This is a genomic window from Duganella sp. GW821-FHT01E12 (assembly GCF_059422325.1).
Window position 1 is genome coordinate 180023 of record NZ_JBWKWR010000008.1, and the last position, 17020, is coordinate 197042.

17 protein-coding genes are annotated in these 17020 nt (G+C 66.8%); 11 read left to right on the forward strand and 6 right to left on the reverse strand.

What is annotated here, in order from left to right; all coding sequences use genetic code 11:
- The first annotated feature begins 50 nt into the window (after nucleotides 1–50).
- Nucleotides 51–1277 carry an aspartate aminotransferase type Ic gene (locus tag AC07WS_RS21830; RefSeq protein ID WP_494731109.1) on the forward strand — a complete coding sequence of 409 codons (1227 nt, stop codon included), beginning with the start codon at nucleotides 51–53 and terminating at the stop codon, nucleotides 1275–1277.
- A 59-nt stretch (nucleotides 1278–1336) separates the two neighbouring features.
- On the opposite strand, the gene AC07WS_RS21835 is transcribed toward AC07WS_RS21830, so the two are convergent.
- Both AC07WS_RS21835 and AC07WS_RS21840 read right to left on the reverse strand, forming a co-directional pair.
- Nucleotides 1337–1615 (reverse strand): flagellar protein FliT, encoded by a 279-nt coding sequence (locus tag AC07WS_RS21835; protein ID WP_494731110.1) that lies wholly within the window; start codon nucleotides 1613–1615, stop codon nucleotides 1337–1339.
- A gap of 163 nt (nucleotides 1616–1778) precedes the next feature.
- Nucleotides 1779–2606, reverse strand: a complete 828-nt coding sequence (locus AC07WS_RS21840; protein ID WP_494731111.1) for an HDOD domain-containing protein — start codon at nucleotides 2604–2606, stop codon at nucleotides 1779–1781.
- Nucleotides 2607–2746: 140 nt separating this feature from the next.
- Here AC07WS_RS21840 and AC07WS_RS21845 point away from each other — a divergent pair, with 140 nt between their 5' ends.
- Together AC07WS_RS21845 and AC07WS_RS21850 are read left to right on the forward strand one after the other, a co-directional pair.
- The gene (locus tag AC07WS_RS21845) at nucleotides 2747–3367 is read left to right on the forward strand and encodes a class I SAM-dependent methyltransferase (protein WP_494731112.1); all 621 of its coding nucleotides are present in this window, start codon (nucleotides 2747–2749) and stop codon (nucleotides 3365–3367) included.
- Nucleotides 3368–3486: 119 nt separating this feature from the next.
- On the forward strand, nucleotides 3487–3678 hold the full coding sequence (locus AC07WS_RS21850; protein WP_008446105.1) for a CsbD family protein: 192 nt from the start codon (nucleotides 3487–3489) through the stop codon (nucleotides 3676–3678).
- An 86-nt stretch (nucleotides 3679–3764) separates the two neighbouring features.
- Here the strand turns inward: AC07WS_RS21850 and AC07WS_RS21855 are convergent, their stop codons facing one another.
- The 3 genes from AC07WS_RS21855 to AC07WS_RS21865 form a co-directional block, all read right to left on the reverse strand.
- Nucleotides 3765–4259, reverse strand: a complete 495-nt coding sequence (locus tag AC07WS_RS21855) for an Hcp family type VI secretion system effector (protein WP_494731113.1) — start codon at nucleotides 4257–4259, stop codon at nucleotides 3765–3767.
- 141 nt (nucleotides 4260–4400) lie between these two features.
- Nucleotides 4401–6614 carry a S9 family peptidase gene (locus tag AC07WS_RS21860; RefSeq protein WP_494731114.1) on the reverse strand — a complete coding sequence of 738 codons (2214 nt, stop codon included), beginning with the start codon at nucleotides 6612–6614 and terminating at the stop codon, nucleotides 4401–4403.
- A gap of 122 nt (nucleotides 6615–6736) precedes the next feature.
- Nucleotides 6737–8140 carry an MATE family efflux transporter gene (locus tag AC07WS_RS21865; RefSeq protein ID WP_494731115.1) on the reverse strand — a complete coding sequence of 468 codons (1404 nt, stop codon included), beginning with the start codon at nucleotides 8138–8140 and terminating at the stop codon, nucleotides 6737–6739.
- A gap of 178 nt (nucleotides 8141–8318) precedes the next feature.
- On the opposite strand from AC07WS_RS21865, the gene AC07WS_RS21870 reads away from it, so the two are divergent.
- The 4 genes from AC07WS_RS21870 (at nucleotide 8319) to AC07WS_RS21885 (ending at nucleotide 10663) form a co-directional block, all read left to right on the forward strand.
- Entirely contained in the window at nucleotides 8319–8969 is a 651-nt protein-coding gene (locus AC07WS_RS21870) for a beta/gamma crystallin family protein (protein ID WP_494731116.1), read from the forward strand.
- Nucleotides 8970–9018: 49 nt separating this feature from the next.
- Nucleotides 9019–9354 carry a beta/gamma crystallin-related protein gene (locus AC07WS_RS21875; RefSeq protein ID WP_494731117.1) on the forward strand — a complete coding sequence of 112 codons (336 nt, stop codon included), beginning with the start codon at nucleotides 9019–9021 and terminating at the stop codon, nucleotides 9352–9354.
- 67 nt (nucleotides 9355–9421) lie between these two features.
- Nucleotides 9422–10351: a DnaJ C-terminal domain-containing protein gene (locus AC07WS_RS21880; RefSeq protein ID WP_494731118.1), complete on the forward strand. Its 930-nt coding sequence runs from the start codon at nucleotides 9422–9424 to the stop codon at nucleotides 10349–10351.
- A gap of 3 nt (nucleotides 10352–10354) precedes the next feature.
- Nucleotides 10355–10663 (forward strand): chaperone modulator CbpM, encoded by a 309-nt coding sequence (locus tag AC07WS_RS21885; protein ID WP_494731119.1) that lies wholly within the window; start codon nucleotides 10355–10357, stop codon nucleotides 10661–10663.
- On the opposite strand, the gene AC07WS_RS21890 is transcribed toward AC07WS_RS21885, so the two are convergent.
- Entirely contained in the window at nucleotides 10641–11732 is a 1092-nt protein-coding gene (locus AC07WS_RS21890; RefSeq protein ID WP_494731120.1) for a LysR family transcriptional regulator, read from the reverse strand. The two genes, AC07WS_RS21885 and AC07WS_RS21890, sit on opposite strands and share 23 nt — an antisense overlap.
- 123 nt (nucleotides 11733–11855) lie before the next feature.
- Between AC07WS_RS21890 and AC07WS_RS21895 the strand changes: the two genes are divergently transcribed.
- The 4 genes from AC07WS_RS21895 (at nucleotide 11856) to AC07WS_RS21910 (ending at nucleotide 17010) form a co-directional block, all read left to right on the forward strand.
- The gene (locus AC07WS_RS21895; protein ID WP_494731121.1) at nucleotides 11856–12467 is read left to right on the forward strand and encodes an FMN-dependent NADH-azoreductase; all 612 of its coding nucleotides are present in this window, start codon (nucleotides 11856–11858) and stop codon (nucleotides 12465–12467) included.
- 169 nt (nucleotides 12468–12636) lie between these two features.
- Nucleotides 12637–13527, forward strand: a complete 891-nt coding sequence (locus AC07WS_RS21900; protein ID WP_494731122.1) for a cysteine hydrolase family protein — start codon at nucleotides 12637–12639, stop codon at nucleotides 13525–13527.
- A complete protein-coding gene (gene pncB / locus AC07WS_RS21905) occupies nucleotides 13524–14717 on the forward strand; it encodes a nicotinate phosphoribosyltransferase (RefSeq protein WP_494731123.1) in 1194 nt (397 codons plus the stop codon). Before AC07WS_RS21900 ends, pncB begins: the two co-directional genes overlap by 4 nt.
- Nucleotide 14718: 1 nt before the next feature.
- A complete protein-coding gene (locus AC07WS_RS21910; protein ID WP_494731124.1) occupies nucleotides 14719–17010 on the forward strand; it encodes a putative bifunctional diguanylate cyclase/phosphodiesterase in 2292 nt (763 codons plus the stop codon).
- Nucleotides 17011–17020: the final 10 nt, after the last annotated feature.

Below are 17020 nucleotides of genomic sequence, written 5' to 3' on the forward strand. Positions count from 1 at the left end.
TGGGTTATAGTAATCGACGCCCACCGTCTTCCCCATACTGAAAGAGCCTTATGACCGCAGCAGATTTTCCGTCTCAGCATCACGAGCAATACCAAACTTTCAAACAACTCGGCCTGAAGCTGGACATGTCCCGCGGCAAGCCAGCCCCCGAGCAACTGGATTTGTCGAATGCCCTGATGGCTTCGCTGGATACCTACAAGGCCGCCGACGGCACCGATTGCCGCAACTACGGCGGCACCATCGGCCTGCCGGAAGCGCGCGCGCTGTTCGGCCAGCTGCTGGACGTGCCGGCCGCGCAGGTCGTGGTCGACAGCAGCGCCAGCCTGTCGCTGATGCATGACGTGATCATCTACAGCCTGCTCAACGGCACGCCCGGCCATGCGCCGTGGGTGCGCGAGCCGGTGACCTTCCTGTGCCCGGTGCCGGGCTACGACCGCCACTTCGCCATCTGCGAGGCGCGCGGCATCAAGATGATCAACATTCCGATGACCGAATCCGGCCTGGACATGGATATGGTGGAAAAACTGGTGGCCGAGGACGCCAGCATCAAGGGTATGTGGTGCGTGCCGAAGTACAGCAATCCGGGCGGCGTGGTGTATTCGGATGCGGTGGTGGCGCGCCTGGCGGCGATGAAGACGGCGGCGCCGGACTTCCGCCTGATGTGGGACGATGCTTACCGTTTCCACCATCTGGGCGAGCAGAAGCTGGCGGTGGCCAACATCCTGGACGCGTGCGCGCAGGCCGGCAATCCGGATCGCGCGATCGTGTTCGCGTCCTCGTCCAAGGTGAGCTGGGCCGGTTCGGGCGTCGCCGCGCTGGCGGCTTCGCCGGCCAACATCGCCTGGTGGACCAAGCACGCCGGCATCCGCAGCATCGGCCCGGACAAGATCAACCAGCTGCGCCATGTGCGTCTGCTGAAGGATTTGCCGACGGTGGAAGCGTTGATGGAACAACATCGCCTGCTGCTTAAGCCGAAGTTCGACGCGGTGCTGGCGCAGTTCGAGCGCTATCTGGCCGACGTGCCGGGCGTGACGTGGACACGGCCGCTGGGCGGCTATTTCATCGATCTGGTGACGCCGCCGGGTTCGGCCAAGCGCACCGTGGCGCTGGCCAAGGAAGCCGGCATCACGCTGACGCCGGCCGGCGCGGCTTTCCCGTACGGGAATGATCCCAAGGATAGCCATATCCGCATCGCGCCGAGCTTCCCGTCGTTGGACGAGATCACCCAGGCGGCGCAGGGGATCGCGCTGTCGCTGCGGGTGGCGCTGGCGGGCTGATCGCCATGCAGACGTAAAAAAAGCGCCCTCGGGCGCTTTTTGCATGGGAGTGGAAGTTTTTACTGACGGGACATGCCCGGCACGTTGTTCAGCCAAGGCTCGGTGACGTCGCGGATGGCGCGGTCGTTGGCCAGGATCTGCTTGAGCAGGTCGATCTTGCGCAGGCGCGGGGCGCCGCTCAGGCTGGGCACGCCGGCATCGGCCGGGCGGGCGGCGGTGGCGCATTGCGCTTCCAGTCGGCTCAGACCGTCCCAATCCCCCAGACGCGCGGCGGCAGCCATTTGATTGGACAAGCCGGCAATGTTTTCGTACATCGAGAGGACTTCGGTGGAGGTCATGTTCTCACCCTGGTTTAGTTAAAACGGATTACCGCATGTCCTGATTAACGTCGCCTTAAATGCGAACTTTAGGGTGTTTTGAAAAAATATCTGAAAAAAGTCGAAAAAAAAAGCCGCGCGGCGTGAAACCGGCGGCTTCCCATGGTGTTTATGGCAAGTTGGCTTATTTGACCAGCTCTTCCAGGCCGGCGCTCAACTCGTCCGGCGACGGCATTTCGTCGATCAGGGCGTTGTCGTCCAGGCCCAGTTCCTCGGCCAGATCGGCAGGGTAGCAGGCCTCGATCTCATCATCGCTCATCTGCGCCTGCTCGACGCGGGCGCGCCAGGCGGCCAGCGAGACCACGGCGGCCAGACGGTTCAGCTCGCCGTTGTGGTGCGGCTCGGGGAAGGCCAGGATGGTTTCCGAGAAGGTCAGCGGGAATTTCCAGCGCTTGGCCAGCTCGGCGCCGACGTCGGCGAAGGTGAAGCCGAACGAGGCTTGCTCGGCGTCCAGGCGGCGCGAATCCAGCGGGCCGGCCACCTTGTCCAGCGCCATCGCCTGCTCGGCCATCGCCGAGTGGATCACCAGCTGGCCGATGGCGTGCATCATGCCGATGGTGAAGGCGAGGTCGGTGTTTTCCTTGGTCTTCTTGGCAATCCACTTGGCCGACACCGCAGTGTGCAGGCTGTAGCGCCAGAATTGTTTGAGGTCGAGGCCGGGCACGGTCTTGAAGCCGCTGACCAGGCCGGAGCTGATGACCAGCGTGCGCACGGTGACGAAGCCGAGCATCAGCACCGCATCCTCCACCGTGCCGATGCTGCGCGAGACGTGGTAGTAGGCCGAGTTGGCCAGTCGCAGCAGCTTGGCGCTCAGCACCGGATCCGTCGACAGTTTTTTCGCGATCTCTTCGGTCGAGACGCTGGCCTTGTCGAAACTGCTGATCAGCTCTTCCACGACTTTAGGCGCGGTGGGCAACGCAGTTGGATTCTGGAACAGGGCATCAAGTTTCATATTTATCTCCTGGGTAATTAGCGCGTTGCTATAGGCTAACTATATAGCGATTCCCGGAATGTATGAAACAATTTTGCGGGGCGAGCGTCTCTTTTCTGAGTCACTGATCGCCGACACGAGCCGGCGTATATACTGGCGGCATGGAACCCGACCCGATCGAGCAGATCACGCAAACCACGCTGCAGCATTACGAGCGCAACGCCGAGCAGTTTTTCGCCGGCACCATCGACCACGATGTCAGCCAGAACATCGCTGCCTTGCTGGACGCGATACAAGTCCCCGCGCCATTCCGCCTGCTGGACCTGGGCTGCGGCCCCGGCCGCGACTTGAAGACCTTCAAGGAGCTGGGCCACGAAGCGATCGGCGTCGACGGCTCGACTCGCTTCGTCGAGATGGCGCGCGCCTACAGCGGCTGCGAAACATGGCGGCAGGACTTCGTTCAACTTGACTTGCCCGCAGGTTTTTTCGACGGCATCTACGCCAACGCCTCCTTGTTCCACGTGCCCAGCGCCGCGCTGCCGAAGGTGTTGCGCGACCTGCACGCCGCGCTGAAAAACGGCGGCGTGCTGTTCAGTTCCAACCCGCGCGGCGACAACCGCGAAGGCTGGAACGGCCCGCGCTACGGCAGCTACTACGATTACGAAACCTGGGAGCGTTACCTGCTGGCAGCGGGATTTATCGCGGTCCAACATTTCTATCGCCCGCCGGGTTTGCCACGCGATCAGCAGCCGTGGCTGGCCAGCGTCTGGCGCAAGGTCTGATTGCCGCACTGGGTGCGCGATCGCACAGAACTCCAGGCGGTGTCTGCCTATAGTGGGGGCCTCGCACGCGGCACGAGTCCGCGTGTCCTGTAGCTTCATCACCCACCAAGGAGTGCATCATGAACAAGGATCAAGTGAAAGGTACGGCGAAGGACATCGGCGGCAAAATCCAGGAAGAGGCCGGCAAGCTGGTCGGCAGCTCGGAGCAGCAGGCCAAGGGCTTGAACAAGCAGGCCGAAGGCAAGCTGCAAAAGGGCCTGGGCGACGCCAAGGAAGCCGTCAAGGACATCACCAAAGGCAACCGCAACTGATCGCGCCGGGACGAAAAAGCCGCGTGCGCTTGAGACGGCCGAGGCCGTCTTAAGCCACGCGGCTTTTTCTATTTCAACGCACACACTCAAGCGGCGATGCGGTTGGTGCTCAAGTCCCAGCCGCCGGCGGTGTTGCCGCCCGCGCCGCCGCTGATCTTCTGCTGCGTGTAGCGCCACTTCACCTTCGAGAATTTCAGCGACACATGTTCGCTGAGGATGTCGCCTTCCTCCACGCTGGGCGAGACCGCGCCGATCAGCACGTTCTCCAGTTCGATTTCGTAGTACTTGACGCGTTCGCCTTGGCCGTCCGCGCGCATGAATTCAAACTTGGCCTTGGGGATGGTCTTGCCCGACGAGCAGGTCTGCAGCAGCACCGGCGAGGCCAGGTCGGCCAGCTTCATCAAGGTGATGTCGTGGTGTTCGCAGCGTTCGGCGGTGTGGCCGCCGCCGGTCGACGCGGTGGCCGATTTGGGCTGGCTGACCGCCCAGCTGACCGACTTGCATTCGATCCAATCCTTGTGTTTGTCGTCGGCCGATTCGCCGCGGATACCGTCAATTTGCAGGTAGACATCGATAGCCATAATTCCTCCTGGAATGTAAGTGCGGCGGTGCGGAATGCACCGCAGCGGGCATTATCGAATGGTCAACAAATCGGCCCTTGTGGCCGCTCAATCAAGGCAAAAAAAAGAGGGCCCGAAGGCCCCCGAAAACACTGAAACGATTTATTTCGTTTCCGGCATCAAATTCTTCTTGAAGAAGGCTTCGATATTGCCGTACACGTGGCGCTGCGGCGCGCGGCCGGAGATGCCGTGCTTGGCGCCCGGGTAGGTCATCAGCTCGAAGTGCACATTGCGCTTGACCAGCGCGTCGATCATGCGCGTGGTGTTGGTGAACAGCACGTTGTCGTCTGCCATGCCGTGCATCAGCAGCAGCGGCGACTTCAAACCGTCCAGGTGCGAGTACACGCCGCCCGAGGCGTAGCCGGCCGCGTTCTCCTTCGGCGTGCCCATGAACTGCTCGGTGTAGTGGGTGTCGTACAGCGACCAGTCGGTCACCGGCGCCACCGACACGCCCATGGCGATCTTGTCCGACGCCTCGGCCAGCAGGCGCAAGGTCATGAAGCCGCCGTAGCTCCAGCCGAACACGCCCACGCGCTTGGCGTCGACGAAGCTCTGCTTGCCCAGCCACTCGATGCCGGTGATCTGGTCTTCGACCTCCACCTTGCCCAGGTTGTGGTAGTTGGCGTCGGTGAACACGCGCTCGCGGCGCGAGGAGCCGCGGTTGTCCAGGCGCCACACCACGAAGCCTTGCTGCGCCATGTACTGGTCGAAGAAGTTGCCCCAGCGGCGAGCCACGTGCTGCGAGTGCGGGCCGCCGTAGGTCGACAGGTAGACCGGGTATTTCTTCGACGCGTCAAAGCCGCTCGGCTTGATCATCGAGTAGTACAGCGTCTGGCCGTCCTTGGCCTTGAGCGTGCCGTATTCGGTGTGCAGGTGGGCGTCCAGGTATTTGCCGTACGGGTGCGAGGCGTTCAGCTCGTTGTGTTCCAGCCAGCTGATCATCGCGCCGTCCGGACGGCGGATGCTCACCTGCGGCGGCGTGTCCGGATCGGAGTAGGTGTCGACGAACACCTCGCCGTTGCGGGCGAACGAGGAGTCGTGCCAGCCGTCGCCCTGGGTGATGCGCTGCGGCTGGTCGGCCGTGCTGCCGTCGAGCTTGAGCGCGTAGGTCTGGCTGTCGATGACCGCGTCGCGGTTCGACTGCACGAACACGCGGCCGCCTTTCTCGTCCAGCGCCAGCACGCGGTCGATGCCCCATTCGCCCTTGCCGATGGCGTGCTGCAGCTTGCCCTGCATGTCGTACTGGTACAGGTGCTTGCGGCCGCTGCGCTCGGACGACCAGATGAAGCCCTTGTCGTTGGCCAGGAAGCGCAGATCGTCGAAGATGCTGACCCAGGTCGGCGAGGTCTCGGTGATCAGGACCTTTTGCGCCAGCGTGGCGGCGTCCACCGACACCAGTTCCAGCTTCTTCTGGTCGCGGCTCTGGCGCTGGAACAGCAAGGCCTTGGCGCTGCCGCTCCAGTCGGCGCGCACCAGGTAGATGTCGGCGTTGGCGCCGAGCTCGACGTTGCGGATCTCGCCGCTGACCGGCGACACGATCTTCAGCTGCACCAGCACGTTCGGATCGCCGGCGGCCGGGTAGCGCTGCTCGACCACGTCGGTGCGGTCGGCGAAGATTTCAAAGCGGCGCACCACCGGCACTGGCGCCTCGTCGTAGCGCTTGTAGGCGATGGCGCTGTCGTCCGGCGCCCAGTAGTAGCCGCTGGTCTGGCCCATTTCCTCCTGTGCCACGAACTCGGCCTCGGCGTTGTGGATGGTGCCCTGGCCGTCGCTGGTGAGCTGCTTCTCCTTGCCGCTGCTCAGGTCCAGCACGTACAGGTTCTGGTCGCGCACGAAGGAGACGTAGCGGCCCTTGGGCGAAATCTTCGGATCGAGCACGTTGCCGGAGGCGACCAGGCGCGCGGCGTCCGGCTTGCTGGCGTCGATCAGGTACAGGTTGCCGGCGATCGGCACCAGCAGCTGCTTGCCGTCCGGCGACCAGCTGTAGCTGAGGATGCCCTTCAGGCTGGCGGTGCGCTCGCGTTCGCGGCGCGCCTTCTCGGCGTCCGACAGGTTCTCCTCCGGCACCAGGATCTTGGAGTCGACCAGGCGGTGCGTGGTCTTGTCCTTGAGGTTGTATTCCCACAGGTCGAGCTGGAACTGGTTGTCGTCGCGGCCGCGCAGGAAGGTCACGCGGGCGCCGTCCGGCGACACCTTCAGGCTGCGCACGCCGGGGCCGCTCAGCGACGGGTCGGCATGCAGGCGGTCCAGGGTCAGTTTTTCGGCGGAGGCGTGGGCGCCGGCCAGCAGGGCGAGGAAGCAGAGGATGAAGCGCATGGAGTGAGTGTCTCTTGGTTATCGGAACCCAAGACGATACCAGACCGGCCCGCTTGTGGCGAGACGGCAATGTTCTGAATCCGCGCGGGAAAACCGTTTTTCCTTCGGCGTTCCCGGCCGGCCTATGCGGCCTGCGCGGCCCGCGCCTGCAGCACGCGCGCCAGCGCCAGCCGCTGCAGCGACCAGCTCAGCAGCACAGCCGCCACCGTCAGCCCGACCACCAGCCCGATCCAGAAACCGGCCGCCGCCATCGGCTGCGCGGGCGCCCACGGCAGCCACTGCGGCGCCAGCCCCAGCCAGCAGCCCAGCGGCAGCGCGAAGCCCCAGAACGCCAGCAGCTGGATCTGCATCGGCTGGCGCGAGACCTTGTAGCCGCGGATCGCGCACGAGGTCGCCACCTGGGTGGCGTCCGACAGCTGGAACAGCGCGGCGAACAGCAGCAGCTGCACGCACAGCGCCTGCACCGCCGGGTCGGAGGTGTAGGCGGCGGCGATCTGGCGCCGGCACAGCACGATGAACAGCGCCGACAGCACGGCGAACGCCAGCGACATCCACACCCCGGTCCAGGCCACGAAGCGCGCCCGCGCCGGACTGCCTTCGCCCACCGCCTGGCCGACGCGGGTGATCAGCGCGATGCCGAAGCTGAGCGGCACCATGAACACCAGCGAGGAGAAATTGAGCGCGATCTGGTGGGCTGAAATCTGCACCACGCCGTAGCGCGCGATCAGCAGGCTGACCGCGCCGAACGCGCTGACCTCGGCGAAATACGTGACCCCGATCGGCACCCCCAGCCGCAGCATCGAGCGGATCTCCGGCCAGTGCGGCCACTCCCAGTGGGTGAACGGATAGGTGGCGCGGTAGGCCGGCGCGACGCGCATCCAGGCCAGCATGGCGGCCAGCATCAGCCACATGCACAGGCCGGTGGCGACCGCGCAGCCGACCCCGCCCAGCCTCGGCAAGCCCCAGTGGCCGAACACCAGCAGCCAGTTGACGAACACGTTGAAGCACAGGCCCAGGATGGCGATCAGCATCACCGGCTTGGTCTGGTTGATGCTGGTGCTGTAGCCGTACAGCGCGCGGTAGGCGGCGAACGGCGGCAGGCCGATGCTGATCGCGTGCACGAACAGCGTGGCCTGGCCCTGCACATAGGGTGTCAGCTGCAGATGGTCGAACAGCAGCGTCGCCAGGTTGGCCAGCAGCATGGCCGCCACGCCCACGCCCAGCGCCTTCCACAGCGACTGGCGCACCGCGTGCGGAATCCGCCCCAGCTCGCCGGCGCCGACGTCGTGCGCCACCACGCTGTTAATCGCCATCATGGTGCCGCTGACCGTCACCAGGATGATGGACCAAATCGAGGCCCCCAGCGACACCGCCGCCAGCTCGTCGGCGCTGGCGTGGCCGGTCATCGCCACGTCGGCCACGCCCATGCCCACCGTGGCCAGCTGGCCGATCAGCATCGGCCAGGCCAGGCGCCACAGGGCGGCCGCTTCGCGGCGGAGGTCGGGCAGGTGGAAGGCGTGGGGCATGCGCGGCGCTCGAAAAAGGGTGGGCGACAATTCTACCCCGGCCCGGTCCAGCCCGCCGCGCTGTATCATTACATTTTCTTGCAAATTAGCCATATTGCCCTGTCGGCCAACGCGCTAGCATAAGCGTTGTCCGTGCATGGCACCGGCTGATTAACTTTTTACTTGAGCGATATTCACCATGAAACCATTCCTGCACCGTCTGATCCGCGCCGCCCTCGTGCTGGCCGCGCCCCTGCTGGCCGCCAGCGCCGCGCACGCGGGCGAACTGACGCTGTTCACCCACTCCAACTTCGCCGGCCCGCCGCTGACGCTGCGCGGCAACGTGCCGGACCTGGACCAGCTGGGCTTTAACGACCGCGCCTCCAGCGTGGTGGTGCGCTCCGGCACCTGGCAGTTGTGCGAGCACTCGGAATACCGCGGCCGCTGCATGGTGGTCGAGCGCGGCGAGTACCCGGTGCTGGACGGCTTCAACGATGTCATCTCGTCGGTGCGCGAGATCGGCGGCCGCGACTACCGCGAGGATTACCGCGACGATGACCGCCGTGGCGACCGCGACCGCGACTACGGCTACGGCCACCACCGCGAACCGATCGTGCTGTTCTCCAAGTCCGGCTTCGGCGGCGCCAAGCTGGGCCTGCGCGACGCGGTGCGCACGCTGGACCAGTACGACTTCAACGACCAGGCCAGCTCGGTCATCGTCAACGAAGGCCGCTGGGAGCTGTGCGAACACGCCGACTACGGCGGCCAGTGCATCGTGCTGGAGCCGGGCCGCTACGAGTACCTGGACAATATGAACAACCGCATCTCGTCGCTGCGCCGGCTGCGTTGACCCGCATGCGTTATCATGCAGGCCACAGCCCCGATTTGGAGACCCGGCCATGAAGCGATTTGTTTGCGCCACCCTGCTGGGCGCCGCCGCGGCGGCGCAGGCGGGCGACATCACGCTCTACACGCGCACGCATTTCGGCGGCCCGGCCCTGCAGCTGCACGGCTCGGAGCCCGACCTGGACAAGCTGGGCTTCAACGACAAGACCTCCAGCGTGATCGTGCAGAGCGGCATATGGGAAGTGTGCGAGAACAAGCACTACAAGGGCCGCTGCCTGGTGCTGGAAAAGGGCGAGTACGCCGAGCTGAAGAATTTCAACGACATGATGTCCTCGGTGCGCGAGCTCGAAGCGCGGCCGGCCGCCCGGGACAAACGCGAACAGAAGTGAACAAACGGACGCCGCCGGAAGGCGATAGGCGCTAGACTGGGACACACGCAAGACGGGAGCGCGCAACGTGGAATACAAGGACTACTACCAGACTCTGGGCGTGCCGAAGACGGCCACCGAGGAGGAAATCAAGAAGGCCTACCGCAAGCTGGTGCGGAAATACCATCCCGACGTCAGCAAGGAAGCGGACGCCCAGCACAAGACCCAGGAGCTGAACGAGGCCTACGGTGTGCTGGGCGACGCCGAAAAGCGCGCCGCCTACGACGAGCTGGGACGCGGCCACCAGTACCGTGCCGGCCAGGAATTCCGCCCGCCGCCGGACTGGGGCCGCGGCTTCGGCAACGGCAACGGCGGCGGCTTCGGCGGCGACGCCATGGGCAGCGACTTCTTCGCCGACCTGTTCGCCAACCTGGGCGGCGGCCGCCGGCGCCAGGCGCCGCCCCGGCGCGGCGAGGACAGCCACGCCAGCATCAGCATCGACCTGGCCGACAGCTACCACGGCGCCACCCGCACCATCGGCCTGACCGTGGCCGAGCGCGACGCCCAGGACCGCATCGTCACGCGCGAGCGCAACCTCAGCGTCAACATTCCCAAGGGCGTGACGGCCGGCCAGCAGCTGCGCCTGTCGGGCCAGGGCCAGCCGGGCGCGGCCGGGCCGGGCGACCTGTACTTGGAAATCCAGTTCCGCCCCAACGCCCGCTACCGCATCGACGGCCGCGACGTCTACGAGACCGTGCCGGTGGCGCCGTGGGAGCTGGCGCTGGGCGGCGAGATCGACGTCGACACGCCGTCCGGCAAGGTCACCGTCACGGTGCCGGCCGGCTCGCAGAGCGGGCGCAAGCTGCGCCTGCGCGGACGCGGCATCCCCGGCAAGGACACCGGCGATTTATACCTGCTGCTGGAGGTGGTGCTGCCGCCGGCCACCAGCGACAAGGCACGCGAACTGTATCGAACGATGGCGCGCGAACTGGCCTTCAATCCGCGCGCGGGAGGATGAACCATGGGACAAGCGATCCTGGACGCGGTGCTGGTGGACGACGCCGCGCTGACGGTGGAGGAACTGGCGCGGGCCTGCGCCGTGGAGCCGGACTGGGTGGTGCAGCGGGTGCGCACCGGCATCCTGCTTGACGGCGCCAGCGGCGACTATGTGGCCTGGCGCTTCACCAGCGCCGACCTGGTGCGCGCGCGCCGGCTGTGCCAGATCGAGCGCGACTTCGACGCCAACGACGACGTCGCCGCGCTGGTGGTCGACCTGTCGGAAGAGATCCGCCGCCTGCGCGGCAAGCTCAGCGCCGCCGGAGTGAAATAGGCGCCGGCGCCGCCACGCCGGGCGGGGTCTCGCTCCTCGGCGGCAGTGGCCCCGGCTTGCCGGCCGGCTTGGCCGCCCTGGGCGGATCGCTCAGGCGGTGATACATGTGGCTCACGCTGGGGTCGCCCGCCGCCGGCGCCGGCCGCATGTCGTGGTTGGGCGGCGGCGTGCCGGACTGCTCCACCTCCAGGAATTGCTGCATCAGCCAGCGCGTGGCCGGGCCCGGCTCCTCGTCGCCGCGCCGTATCACGTACAGCGGGAAGCTGAACGCGCTGCCCTCGCTCACGTGCAGCTGCACCAGCCGTCCCGCGTCCAGATCCCACTGCACGAACTCGACCGGCATATTGCCCCAGCCGATGCCGCTGCGCAGCAGCGCGTGCTTGGAGCTGAGGTCGCCCAGCCGCCAGTCGCGCAGGGCCAGCACGCCGAAGTCCTGGCCCTTGGTCAGCGTGCTGCGGTCGGTCAGCACCAGCTGGGTGTGCTCGCGCAGCACCGCGCTGGGGATCACGCCCTCGATCTGCGCCAGCGGATGCCCGGGCGCGGCCACCGGCACCATGGTCACGAAGCCGCAGCTCTGGCGCTCGACGATGTCCTGCGTGCCCGGCATCCAGCCGCTGATGCCGATGTGGCACTCGCGCTCGAGCACCAGCTGGGTGACGGCGCCCAGCGCCTCGGTGCGCAGGCGCATGGCCACGGTCGGGAACTCCTGCTGGAAGGCGTGCAGGATGCGCACCAGCTTGCAGGTCGAGAACATCACGTCCACCACCAGCGACACCTCCGCCTCCAGCCCGGCCGACAGCGCCTTGGCGCGCGCCCGCATGCCGTCCACCTTGAGCGAGACCGCGCGGGCGTCGGCCAGCAGCGCCTTGCCGGCCTCGGTCAGCACCGGCTTGCGCTTGCTGCGGTCGAGCAGCTCGACGTTGAGCTGCTCCTCCAGGTTGGCGATGGTGTAGCTGATCACCGACTGCGTGCGGTGCAGCGCCCGCGCCGCATGGGCGAAGCCGCCATGGTCGATGACGGCGATGAACACACGCAGCTGGTCGAGGGAGGGGAGGCCGGGGTCGCGCATACATTACCTTGCAGTTGGTATCGAATATATCGATAGGTAGGATTTAAATTTAGCTAGTTTCATCGATATTAAACTCGTTCTATGATGATTGCAATCACTCCCCACACGAAAGGTAATGACATCATGGCAAGCATCCTCCACATCAACAGCAGTGTTCGTCAAAACGGTTCCCTGTCGCGCCAGCTGGGCGGCGAGTACGTGGCCAAATGGCAGGCCGCCAATCCGGCCGGCACCGTGGTCACGCGCGACCTGGCCAGCAGCCCGGTGCCGCACCTGACCGAGCAGATGATGGGCGCCTACTTCACCCCGGCCGAGCAGCGCAACGCCGACCAGGCCCACACCATCAAGACCTCGGACGCGCTGGTGGACGAGCTGCTGGCCGCCGACACCATCGTGATCGGCGCGCCGATGTACAACTTCTCCGTCACTTCCGGCCTGAAAGCGTGGATCGACCACGTGGCGCGCGCCGGCCGCACCTTCAAGTACGGCGCCAACGGCCCTGAAGGCCTGGTGCACGGCAAGAAGGTGATCGTGTTCGTCGCCAGCGGCGGCGTCTACAGCGAAGGCCCGGCCGCCGCCTACGACCACGTGACCACCTACCTGCGCTCTGTGCTGGGCTTCCTCGGCATGACCGACGTCACCTTCGTGGTGGCCGAGGGCGTGGCCATGGGCGAGGAAGCGGTGGCCGCCGCCGTCGCCAAGGGCCGCAGCAAGATCGAGGCGCTGGCAGCCTAAACCGCGCCGCTCCGCGTGCAAACTCCCCGTCGGCCGGTGCCGGCGGGGAGTTTTTTTTCGCCCCCGGCGGCCGGGTTGCACAAATTCGTGCGGCTTGGCAGATAATCATCACTGTCGGCCCGCACTATCGGGCAAAATCCTATACAGTAAAGCAAGCCTCGGAGCTCCAATGAAACGTAACCTGCACCTGCTGGTGATCGATCCGCAAAACGACTTTTGCGACCTGCCTGCCAGCCACCTGCCGCTCGACCCGGCCACCCGCGCGCCGCGCGCGCCGGCGCTGCCGGTGCCCGGCGCCCACCAGGACATGCTGCGCCTGGCCGGCCTGATCAACCGCGGCCGCGCCGGCCTGACCGCCATCAGCATCACGCTCGATTCGCACCACCGCTTCGACATCGCCCACCCGACCTTCTGGATCGCCCGCGACGGCGCCCCGGTGGCGCCGTTCACCGAGATCAGCGCGGCCGATGTGCGCGCCGAGAAATACCTGCCGCGCCACCCGGCGGCCCTGCCGCTGGCGCTGAACTACCTCGACAAACTGGAGGCGGCCGGCCGCTACCGGCTGATGGTGTGGCCGGTGCACTGCGAGATCGGCACCTGGGGCAACAACGTGCACGACGACGTGCGCGCCGCCTACGGCGCCTGGGAGGAGGCCGCGCTGGGCATCGTCGCCAAGCTGGCCAAGGGTTCCAATCCGTGGACCGAGCACTATTCCGCCGTCATGGCCGAGGTGCCGGACGCCGACGATCCCGACACCCAGCTCAACACCAAGTTCATCGCCTCGCTGGCCGAGGCCGATCAGGTCTACATCGCCGGCGAGGCGGGCAGCCACTGCGTCAAGGCCACGGTCGAGCACATCGTCGAACACTTCGGCGGCCAGCCGCTGTCCAAGCTGGTGCTGCTGACCGACTGCATCAGCCCGGTTGCCGGCTTCGAGCCGCAATACCAGGCCTTCCTGCAGGCGATGCAGGTGCGCGGCGTGCAGCTGCGGCAGACCGCCGACGTGCTGCCCGAGCTGCTGGCCAACGCCGGCCGCGCGCTGGGAATGGACGACGCATGAGCCAGCCCATCGTCCGCAGCCTGCTGGAAACCGACCTGTACAAGTTCACCATGTGGCAGGCGCTGCTGCACGGCCATCCGAACTCGCACACCGAGTACGAATTCGTTTGCCGCAACGCCACCGCCTATCCGCTGGCCGAGCTGCTGCCCGAGGTCGAGCGCGAGCTCGACCACCTGTGCTCGATGAGCTTCAGGGACGACGAGCTGGCCTACCTGCGCTCGCTGCGCTACATCAAGAGCGACTTCGTCGACTTCCTCACCGTGTTCCGCTTCCAGCGCAAGTTCATCGACGTGCGCGCCGACGGCGGCTCGCTGGTGATCCACGCCGCCGGCCCGCAGGTGCACGTGATGGGCTTCGAGATCTACGTGCTGTACATCGTCAACGAGCTGTACTTCCGCCGCTTCGACCGCGAGGCCGCGCTGGCCGAGGGCCGCGCGCGGCTGGGCGCCAAGATCGCCGCGCTGAAGGCCTTCGGCGCCGAGCCGGCGCGGCGCAACCCGTTCGAGTTCTCCGACTTCGGCACCCGCCGCCGCTACTCCAGCGCCTGGCACGACGAGGTGGTGCAGCGCCTGGCGCGCGAGGTGCCGCAATACTTCAAGGGCACCTCCAACGTCTACCAGGCGATGAAGTTCGGCCTGGTCCCGATCGGCACCATGGCGCACGAATACATGCAATCGTTCCAGGCCTTCGGCGTGCGGCTGCGCGACTTCCAGAAGGCCTCGCTGGAGGCCTGGGTGCAGGAATACCGGGGCGACCTCGGCGTCGCCCTGACCGACGTGGTCGGCATGGACGCCTTCCTCGACGACTTCGACCTGTACTTCGCCAAGCTGTTCGACGGCCTGCGCCACGACTCCGGCGACCCGGTGGTGTGGGGCGAGAAGGCGCTGGCCCACTACGGCGCGCTGCGCATCGACGCCAACACCAAGCGCCTGGTGTTCTCGGACGGCCTGAACCTGCAGAGCGCGATGGCGCTGTACCGCCACTTCGCCGACCGCATCATGACCGGCTTCGGCATCGGCACCCACCTGACCAACGACCTCGGCCTGACGCCGCTGAACATCGTCATGAAGCTGGTGTGCTGCAACGGCCAGTCGGTGGCCAAGCTGTCCGACTCGCCGGGCAAGACCCTGTGCAAGGACGAAACCTTCCTGGCCTATCTGCGCCAGGTGTTCAACCACCCGGCGGCCTGACATGGACGGCCTGCGCTACCTGTATCTGACCAACGCCGCGATGCTGGTCGTGATCGGGGTGGCGCTGCTGCTGGTCTGGCGCCGCCACCGCAGCCAGACCCATGTGCGCGACATGGGGGGCTCGATGTTGTGCGCGGCGCTGCTGTCGGCCGGCTACCTGGTGCGCGACGCCGCGCCGGCGCCGTATGCCATACCGGGCCTGGCGCTGATGCTGGCCGGCGCCATCCCCAACCTGCTGCTGCTGGCCGCCAGCGTGACCGGCCTGGCCGGCCGCCGCCTGCCGCGCGGCGCCGCCGTGCTGATCGCGCTGGCCACCGCCGTCGCCGTGCTGGTGCCGGAACGCGCCGGCCATCTGCAGTACTGGCCGCTGTGGAATCTGGCGGTGCTGGCAGGCTTGGGCGCGCTGGCCGCGCGCTGGCTGTGGCGCAGCCATCCGCTGGAACGGCTGGTCGGCCCGCTGCTGATCGCGCTCGGCCTGAACCAGCTGCTGCTGGTGTTTTATGGCGAAGCGGGCATGGCGCCCAATCTGTTCGTGGCCGTGCTGCTGCGGGCCGGCATCGGCACCGTGTATGTGCTGTCCGCGCTGGAGCGCGCGCTGCGCGACGTCGGCAAGCTGGCGGCCCGCTTCCAGCTGCTGACCGAACACTCGGTGCAGGGCGTGGTCGTCACCGACGGCAAGCGCATCCTGTACGCCAACCCGGCGGTGCGCGCCATCTACGGCATGCCGCTGGGGCAGGGCAATTACATGGTCATTGCCGACCTGCCGCCGGACAGTTTCAGCGACGAGCAGCTGCAGCGCCAGCACCGCCAGCTGCAGGAGGGCAAGCTCGACATCGCCAGCTGGGAGGGGCGGCGCGAGGTGGCCGGCGGGCGCGAGCTGGAGCTGCGCTTCGAGGCGTGGCGGGTGGAGTGGGACGGCGCCAACGCCACCCAGATCCTGATCACCGACGACACCGAACGCAACGCCAGCGCCCGCGCGCTGGTGCACCAGGCCACGCACGACAAGCTCACCGGCCTGCCCAACCGCACCGTGCTGATCCAGCGCCTGAAGGAATACTGCTACCTGGCCGACGGCTCGCTGCACTGCACGCTGGTGGTGCTCAACATCGACCGCTTTAAGCTGTTCAACCAGAGCCAGGGCCACGTGACGGGCGACCACGTGCTCAAGGCCTTCGCGGCCAAGCTCAAGGAGGCGCTCGGCGCGCGCGCCGAACTGATGCGGCTGGGCGGCGACGAATTCGCCATCGTCGACCCCGACGAGGGCAACGCCAACGACATCGCCGCGCGCCTGCACAGCGCCTGCCTGCAGGCGATCAAGGTGCCGGCCGGCGAATACTTCATCGACGCCTCGATGGGCATGGCGGTGTTCCCCGACAACGCCGGCAACGCCGAGGCGCTGCTGCGCGCCGCCAACGCCGCCATGTACCAGGCCAAGCGCACGCCCGGCACCGCGCTGGCCATGGCCGAGCAGCGCTTCGAGCAGATGTCGAGCAAGAGCCTGGACAACGAGCAGGCGCTGCGCAAGGCCATCCGCAACCACGAGATCTACCTGGACTACCAGCCCAAGATCGACGCCGTCAGCGGCCGGCTGCTGGGCTTCGAGGCGCTGGCGCGCTGGCTGCGGCCGGGCGTGGGCACGGTCAGCCCGGTGGAGTTCATCGCCATCGCCGAGCGCACCGGGCTGATCCCGGAACTGGGCGGCATGCTGCTGGAACAAGCCTGCCGCCAGATCGCCGCCTGGTGCGCCGACCTGGGCGATTGCGTGCCGGTGGCGGTCAACGTCTCGCCCATGCAGCTGCTCAACCGCGGCTTTCTGGAGCTGGTCGAGCGCATCCTGGTCGACACCGGCATCCCGCCGCGCTGCCTGACGCTGGAGATCACCGAAAGCGCGGCGGTCGACAACCTGGACGACACCCGGCTGCAGCTGCAGCAGCTCAGCGCGCTGGGCATCGACGTCGCGATGGACGATTTCGGCACCGGCTTCTCGTCGCTGAGCATGTTGCGCCAGCTGCCGCTGAGCACGGTCAAGATCGACCGCGGCCTGATCGACCCGCTGCCGGCCCCGGACGCGGTGGCGGTGGTCAAGGCGATCTGCCAGCTGGCGGCCGCGCTCGACCTGCAGGTGGTGGCCGAAGGCATCGAAACGCTGGAGCAGGCGGTGGCCGCGCGCGACGCCGGTTGTCACGCCCTGCAGGGCTTCTTCTACGCCCGCCCGCTGACCGTGGCGGACGCGGGCGAATGGATGCGCCGCGAGCAGGCCGAGGCGGCCGCCGGCGGCGCGCTGGCCGACTAGGCGCGCAGCG

Bases quoted from the DNA above. Each gene is read 5' to 3' on its own strand.
- AC07WS_RS21830 (WP_494731109.1), top strand. From the start codon at position 51: ATGACCGCAGCAGATTTTCCGTCTCAGCATCACGAGCAATACCAAACT.
- AC07WS_RS21835 (WP_494731110.1), bottom strand. From the start codon at position 1,615: ATGACCTCCACCGAAGTCCTCTCGATGTACGAAAACATTGCCGGCTTG.
- AC07WS_RS21840 (WP_494731111.1), bottom strand. From the start codon at position 2,606: ATGAAACTTGATGCCCTGTTCCAGAATCCAACTGCGTTGCCCACCGCG.
- AC07WS_RS21845 (WP_494731112.1), top strand. From the start codon at position 2,747: ATGGAACCCGACCCGATCGAGCAGATCACGCAAACCACGCTGCAGCAT.
- AC07WS_RS21850 (WP_008446105.1), top strand. From the start codon at position 3,487: ATGAACAAGGATCAAGTGAAAGGTACGGCGAAGGACATCGGCGGCAAA.
- AC07WS_RS21855 (WP_494731113.1), bottom strand. From the start codon at position 4,259: ATGGCTATCGATGTCTACCTGCAAATTGACGGTATCCGCGGCGAATCG.
- AC07WS_RS21860 (WP_494731114.1), bottom strand. From the start codon at position 6,614: ATGCGCTTCATCCTCTGCTTCCTCGCCCTGCTGGCCGGCGCCCACGCC.
- AC07WS_RS21865 (WP_494731115.1), bottom strand. From the start codon at position 8,140: ATGCCCCACGCCTTCCACCTGCCCGACCTCCGCCGCGAAGCGGCCGCC.
- AC07WS_RS21870 (WP_494731116.1), top strand. From the start codon at position 8,319: ATGAAACCATTCCTGCACCGTCTGATCCGCGCCGCCCTCGTGCTGGCC.
- AC07WS_RS21875 (WP_494731117.1), top strand. From the start codon at position 9,019: ATGAAGCGATTTGTTTGCGCCACCCTGCTGGGCGCCGCCGCGGCGGCG.
- AC07WS_RS21885 (WP_494731119.1), top strand. From the start codon at position 10,355: ATGGGACAAGCGATCCTGGACGCGGTGCTGGTGGACGACGCCGCGCTG.
- AC07WS_RS21890 (WP_494731120.1), bottom strand. From the start codon at position 11,732: ATGCGCGACCCCGGCCTCCCCTCCCTCGACCAGCTGCGTGTGTTCATC.
- AC07WS_RS21895 (WP_494731121.1), top strand. From the start codon at position 11,856: ATGGCAAGCATCCTCCACATCAACAGCAGTGTTCGTCAAAACGGTTCC.
- AC07WS_RS21900 (WP_494731122.1), top strand. From the start codon at position 12,637: ATGAAACGTAACCTGCACCTGCTGGTGATCGATCCGCAAAACGACTTT.
- pncB (WP_494731123.1), top strand. From the start codon at position 13,524: ATGAGCCAGCCCATCGTCCGCAGCCTGCTGGAAACCGACCTGTACAAG.
- AC07WS_RS21910 (WP_494731124.1), top strand. From the start codon at position 14,719: ATGGACGGCCTGCGCTACCTGTATCTGACCAACGCCGCGATGCTGGTC.